At 54.8% G+C, this 6,348-nt stretch carries 5 protein-coding genes; 4 read left to right on the top strand and 1 reads right to left on the bottom strand.

Annotation, left to right across the window (positions count from 1 at the left end):
• Positions 1-416 precede the first annotated feature (416 nt).
• Complete coding sequence (locus JUJ53_RS10130; RefSeq protein ID WP_204151888.1) at positions 417-2,156, bottom strand: caspase family protein; 1,740 nt, start codon at positions 2,154-2,156, stop codon at positions 417-419.
• 709 nt (positions 2,157-2,865) lie between these two features.
• Between JUJ53_RS10130 and JUJ53_RS10125 the strand changes: the two genes are divergently transcribed.
• The 4 genes from JUJ53_RS10125 to JUJ53_RS10110 all read left to right on the top strand — a co-directional run bounded on the left by JUJ53_RS10125 (position 2,866) and on the right by JUJ53_RS10110 (position 6,315).
• Positions 2,866-3,675, top strand: a complete 810-nt coding sequence (locus JUJ53_RS10125; protein WP_239124953.1) for a radical SAM protein — start codon at positions 2,866-2,868, stop codon at positions 3,673-3,675.
• A 47-nt stretch (positions 3,676-3,722) separates the two neighbouring features.
• Complete coding sequence (locus tag JUJ53_RS10120) at positions 3,723-4,376, top strand: 4Fe-4S single cluster domain-containing protein (protein WP_204151887.1); 654 nt, start codon at positions 3,723-3,725, stop codon at positions 4,374-4,376.
• A 282-nt stretch (positions 4,377-4,658) separates the two neighbouring features.
• A complete protein-coding gene (locus tag JUJ53_RS10115; protein ID WP_204151886.1) occupies positions 4,659-5,171 on the top strand; it encodes an adenine phosphoribosyltransferase in 513 nt (170 codons plus the stop codon).
• A gap of 88 nt (positions 5,172-5,259) precedes the next feature.
• On the top strand, positions 5,260-6,315 hold the full coding sequence (locus JUJ53_RS10110) for an ABC transporter permease (RefSeq protein WP_204151885.1): 1,056 nt from the start codon (positions 5,260-5,262) through the stop codon (positions 6,313-6,315).
• Positions 6,316-6,348: the final 33 nt, after the last annotated feature.

Genomic DNA, 6,348 nt, shown 5'->3' with positions numbered 1-6,348 from the left:
CTCGGCGGATAGTTCTGAGGGATTGGTTAGTCATGGACATCTATCAGGTAGCTACACTACTTACCAGTATGCCAAAAGGTTTTAAAACACGCCCTAGATTAGATTTCTGATGGTGCCAGCGCTTAAGGTGCTAGCGCTCCCACGTTGACACCTCGGTCGCTCCTGCAGCTGGGAGCATTCCCACGCTTAGCGTAGGGACGATAGGTCTGTCCCGGCTTGGTTGAAAACAGAATGGCTAGATGAGTTGGAAAAGCTCATGCTTTCGTCCAGGACTGGGCAGCTTGGACAAGCTACGGGGCAACATGACCATTGCTGGTGGTGGGCATGTGATCAACCCTTGTTCCAGCCTAAAAGCAGCCTGTAGCCTACAGCCTTAGAAGAACATTGTCTTACTACCTACGCCCTCCCATGCCCCTCTAGGGTTGCTGCTGCCACTGGGCGATCGCTGCCTGGGCCTCATCATGAGCTGGGGTTCCAGACGGCACTAAACGAGCAGCTTCGATCGCCGCCGGGAGATTACCTTGGGCTGCCCGAGCCCGGGCCACGGTGAAAATATCCTGTCCCCATTGTCCAATCAATGTTTGAGCCTGGGCATACAGCGGCTGGCCTTCGGGAATGCGGCGGGCAATGGCGATCGCTTCATTGTAGGACGAGGCCTGCTGCGATCGCGTTAGCGCCTTAGCTTGATCTAAGAGATCTTGGTTTGCAGCACCCTGCTGCCACTCGGCGGTGTTTTCAGCAATCATCTCCTGGAGATCGGTTTGATCAATGGGCACCAGTTGGGAGGTGGCGATCGCGGCTCGATAATTGTCTTGGGCTGCCCGAGCTAAGGCAAAATCGTAAATCACTCGGCTCCAGCGCTGGGTAAAGCCCTGAGCCTCATCATAGAAAGGTTCGCCGGGCGGAATCCGCTGGGCGAGATTGATCGCTCGACGAAAATCGGTCGCTTGGTTTACCGGGGAGGCTGCCCGAGTCGTCAGCAAGGAGGCGATCGCTTCATCCAACATGGCGCGGTTTAGCATCTCTAAACTTGGCGCATCCGCATCTGTGGCATCCACCGTTCCCGATCCAGTCCCTGACTCATCAGATTGGGAACCAGAAACACCCGAGCCATCGGATGGGCTCATGAGGGCCTCTCGGTTGACCAACACAACCCCTGCCAGCAGCGCGATCACGAAAAAGGTACCCCACCCTAGAATCTGTCGCCAAAAGGAGTCGTTGGCCGTGGATGCGGTTGAAGCAGAGGAGGGTGAAGGGGAGGAAGAAGTAGGCACGGTAGATGGGGATGAAGAGGATAAGGTAGAAGCAGGATTGGAACTAGGAGCAGAGGGCTCGTTCCAACCATTTTGGGTCTCGTAAGCGTCTCCTAAGGGCGGCAGAGACGGGGCTGGACGCACTGGAACACCAATTAAAGCGGCCTCTTTGGGTAGGATAAGCTCATAGCGTTGATCAACCGGGAGAATGGCTAGGGGTTTTTGATGGGGTCGCCAGTGGTGCTCGGCTAATTCTGGCAAGCGCTGGTCTAGATATTGTACCAACGCATCTAGGGTGACACATTTTTCGTAGCGTAATCCTTCCAGAAACACAGCGGTGAAAAAACCGTGGCGCAGGGCTAGGGTTTCATGGGCAAACTGGTCATGCTGGCAGGACAGAATAGTGCTGATCCCATAGCGTTCGGCTAAGTCCGCAATCTGAACGCCCACCCGTTGCCCTTCGGTCACGCTCTGACTACGGTTAATATCTAGCGCCAAAATAATATTTTTGCTCGGGGCGCTGCGCAGAGCCGTCATCAAGCTCTCAATGGCGATCGCTGTGGTGGCGGGTTGCTCGGGATCGCCATCAATGGGCATCAGGTAATCTTGCCCTTGCCAACAAATACCGTAGCCGCTAAAAAACACCCAAACGATATCCCCAGGCTGAATGCGCTGCTGGCACAACTGGGCGATCGCTTGACGAATAGCCGTCCCGCTGGGATAGACAGCATGGGGATTAATCGTCGGAGACACCTCCGTCAGCAGGATGCAGTGATCGGCCGGAATGCCCACCTCTTCCACTAAAAAATGGTGCACCATACTAGCATCGCGCTGAGCATAGCCCAGGGGCTGAAAGTGCTGATATTGATTAATGCCGACGGCGATCGCCCAAAAGTTTTTCATACCGATGACCCAAGTGAATGGTCAGATGTAATGGTCGTGTAATCGTCCTAGGATTCTGTCGCAATCCTAACGGACTTTGATTGAATGTCATGCAGATCTGACTGACAAAACGTGGTAACCAGATCCTCGAAAGCCCTCAAGCCCTCACCCTAGCCAGCTCCCCAGGGAGAAACCAGAGGGGTGGATCGGCTCCCCTTGCCCTCCGAGAGAGGGGGTGAGGGTCATCAACGTTTATCAACCAACCAACTTGCAGACAAGCAACTTGCAAGACAAGTAACTTGCAGATAGATAGAACCATGCCGACATAGGCTCATAAAGTCTATGCAATTCGCCCAGAATCTGCCAGATATTTTGGTTTTTCCAGCGATCGCTCCGCAGAAGCCAAAGAATGGGGATCACGGCTGAACCTACCTGAAACGATCGGGGATCACAGCCCCGCACGGTCTCAAGCTGGTAATAGACATCCTCAGACCCTACATGATCCCAAGTTTGGGGGTAGGTCATAATATCAGCCCACTATCAGCCAACGTTGATCGGTAGGCTATCCGATGAGTAACCCCAGCCCTCGCTCAAACCTTAAATTTCTCCGTGCTCTCGGGCAAGGATGATTTCAGGAGTGATACACCTGTAGAGAGAGTCTCTACAGGCTCATCTTCAATCCACTCCGATCCAGATCTCCACTCTTGAATCTGCTGGGCAGATCTGACCCATGGTGAAACCCCATACTCCCATTTCTATGGTTTACGGCCCTGTCCAATCCTGGCGATTTGGGCGATCCCTGGGCATTGATCCCATCGGAACCACCTCCGTTTGTTCCTACAACTGCGTCTACTGCCAGCTTGGTCACATCGAACGTCTTCAGAGCGATCGCCAATGCTTTGTCCCCACTGAGCAAATTCACCAGGATCTAATGGCCTTTGCCCCCTGGGATGTGGATGCTATCACCCTCAGCGGCAGCGGTGAACCCACCCTGGCTCTCAATCTCGGTGAGATCATTACCATGGCCCAGCAAGTGACCCAGCGACCGGTGGGAGTGTTGACCAACGGCAGCCTGCTCAGTGATCCCCAGGTTCAGCATAATTTAGGACAAGCCGACGCTGTGGCCGTGAAGCTCGATGCGGTGCAGCCAACCCTCTGGGCCAAGATCAATCGCCCTGTAGCCCCCGCCTCCCTGCCTGAGCTTTGGGACGGCATTCAGGCCTTTCGGCAAAGCTACAAGGGACATTTGGCCATTCAAACCATGGTGCTCAGTCCCTGGGATGAGGCTAGCCAAGCCACCTATGTGCAGCTTATGAAGGCGATCGCCCCCGACGAGATCCAGATCAATACACCCACCCGAGCCCAGCCCGATCGCCACGTCCTGTCGGCAAGGGGCAACGCCCCCAACTACTCGCCGTCAGACTCCCTGCGCCGGTTCAAGTTCCTTAGCTTTGATGTGCTGCAGCAGATGAGCGATCGCATTCAAGCCGCCACCCAGATTCCCACCCGCTGTCCAGAGCCAGACTTGCTCACCCGTTAACTGCTTTTTCCTGCCCAATGGTTCACCCAAGATAGGACATTCGTATCATGCAAGGTCAACACAAGCATATCAACCTCAACCCAGCGATTGAGTTACTAGAAATTCCGCCGGGCTACCTCAACACTATGGGGTATGTGGAAGAATCTGAGGTGAATGGGCCAGGCTGTCGAGCAGTGATTTGGGTGCAAGGCTGCCTGAGAGAATGTCCAGGCTGCTACAACCCGGATTCCTGGTCGTTTGAAATGAACCAACTGGTGTCCGTCGAGCATCTTGTAGAACGGATCCTCGCCAATCCTAAGCATGAAGGCGTGACGTTTTCTGGCGGTGAACCGTTTTGGCAAGCGCCTGCCTTGGCCCATCTAGCCCAGGAAGTGAAAGCCCATGGGCTGAACGTCATGTCATTTACGGGGTTCACCCTAGAGCGGCTGCAGTCGGAGTATGGGCCAGCCGGGGCGCAAGACTTGATTGATCAATTAGACATATTGATCGATGGAGCCTATGTGGAATCCTTGGCCGTGCATGATCCCCACTCCCTGGTCTCCTCCAGCAACCAACGGGTTCATGTCTTCAATCCAGCCCTGCAAGACCGCCTCAACTGGGCCAGCGACCAAATCGAAGTTCATGTCCTCAAAGATGGCAGTCGCATTGTCACCGGCTACTATGGGCAACTGGTAGACAACGAGCTTCATGCAGGTGACTAGCGGTTCCCTAGCGTTGAGAAGTTCGTAGGGTGCGCTCCCGCGTTGACACCTGTCTTGCTCGCTCCTGCGACTCTTCTCCTACGGCTTAGTCTGGGCGCAGGAGCACCCCCCGGAGCATTCCTACGCTGAGCGCAGGAACGATAGGTCTGCCCTGAGCTGGTTGAAAACAGGATGAATAGATTGCTTGGAAAGGCGACTGGTCAAAATGAGAATTGCTGCTACACCGCAAGGCAACCGCTTGCCGTACACTAAATACGATTCCTACGACTCATCAAGCCCAGCATGGATCTGAAAGCGCTGATACGAGACATTCCCGACTTCCCGAAGCCCGGCATCCTCTTTCGAGACATTACCACCCTCTTGCGAGATCCCGATGGTCTGCGCCATACCATCAAAACCTTAGCCGACCACTACGCTGATTTAGAGATTGACTACATCCTCGGCATGGAATCGCGGGGATTCATTTTCGGCGTTCCCCTAGCCGTCCAGCTTGGCGTAGGATTTATTCCCGTGCGGAAACCCGGTAAACTGCCTGCCGCCGTTCATTCCGTAGAGTACGACTTGGAATATGGCACCGATCGCTTAGAGATGCACCAAGATGCCCTGCCCAAGGGCTGTCGAATTTTGATTGTGGATGACCTCATTGCTACCGGCGGCACGGCGGCCGCAACGGTCGATCTCGTCGCAGCGGCGGGTGCCCAGCTTGCTGGATTTGGCTTCATTGTTGAACTAACAGACCTCGGCGGGCGCGATCGCTTACCGAATGTGCCAATCGTGTCGCTTGTGCAATACTAGACGTACTCTTGCCATCTCGGTACGGTTGTCCTGCAGGGATCATCCCCCGCCGGATCATCGAGAGGCTGTTGACACCCTGATTCGACGCATGACCTCCACTCCCTCCGTCCGCCAGCAGCTTCAGCCTGCCTTTCAGTGGCTGCTCAATATCTTGCAAGATGAAACCACCCTCTATGTGATCAAGCGGGTGCTGCAAGCCGTCCTGACCCTGTTTTTGGCATCAGCTCTAAGCTTTTTCATCATCCAGCTCGCCCCAGGCAACTATCTAGACACCCTGCGCCAAAATCCGCAGATTTCCCAGGAAACGCTGCAAGACCTAGAGCAGCGGTTTGGGCTCGATAAGCCTGCCATCCAGCAATACTTTCAGTGGCTAGGGCAAATTATCACCCGAGGCGATTTTGGCATTAGCTTTGCCTACCAGCGCCCCGTCAGCTCTATTTTGGCAGAGCGCATCCCCGCCACCCTGCTCCTCTCCCTTTCCTCATTTTTCATCACCTGGGCGATCGCCATTCCCCTAGGCATCATGGCAGCCATCCAGCAAAACCAGTGGAGCGATCGCCTGCTGCGCACCCTCAGCTACATTGGCCAGGGCTTTCCGACGCTGATCACCGGTCTACTGCTGCTGTTTTTCGCCCAATTCACCTCGCCCCTCTTTCCCGTCGGCGGCATGACCAGCATCGACCATGCCGATCTATCGTGGCTGGGTCGCATCCTAGATTTGGTCTGGCATTTAATTCTGCCCACCATTGCCCTCAGCGTCGCTGGTTTTGCAGGTCTGCAGCGGATTACCCGAGGAGAACTGCTGGACGTCTTACGGCAAGACTATATCCAAACGGCGCGGGCCAAGGGACTGCCCGAAGGTCGGGTGATCTACGTCCATGCCCTTCGCAACGCCGTCAACCCCCTGATTACCCTGTTAGGGTTTGAATTTTCCAGCCTGCTGAGCGGAGCCTTCATCACCGAAACCTTTTTCAACTGGCCGGGTCTAGGACGGCTTACCCTCGATGCCGTGCGATCGCAGGATCTATATTTGGTGATGGCTAGTCTGATGATGGCGGCGGTCATGCTGATTATTGGCAACCTGCTGGCAGACCTAGCCCTCAAGTTTGTTGATCCCCGCATTCAGCTAAGCGCCATGAAATAAGCTGCGAGATCAATCACAATATCGCCATAAAAT

It is taken from the genome of Leptolyngbya sp. CCY15150 (genome assembly GCF_016888135.1).
Taxonomy (GTDB): domain Bacteria; phylum Cyanobacteriota; class Cyanobacteriia; order RECH01; family RECH01; genus RECH01.
Note: the sequence above shows the minus strand (reverse complement) of the source record. Positions and strands in the feature narration are given on the sequence as shown.

Coding starts and splice junctions, on each gene's coding strand:
- JUJ53_RS10130 (WP_204151888.1), bottom strand. CDS start 2,156: ATGAAAAACTTTTGGGCGATCGCCGTCGGCATTAATCAATATCAGCAC.
- JUJ53_RS10125 (WP_239124953.1), top strand. CDS start 2,866: ATGGTGAAACCCCATACTCCCATTTCTATGGTTTACGGCCCTGTCCAA.
- JUJ53_RS10120 (WP_204151887.1), top strand. CDS start 3,723: ATGCAAGGTCAACACAAGCATATCAACCTCAACCCAGCGATTGAGTTA.
- JUJ53_RS10115 (WP_204151886.1), top strand. CDS start 4,659: ATGGATCTGAAAGCGCTGATACGAGACATTCCCGACTTCCCGAAGCCC.
- JUJ53_RS10110 (WP_204151885.1), top strand. CDS start 5,260: ATGACCTCCACTCCCTCCGTCCGCCAGCAGCTTCAGCCTGCCTTTCAG.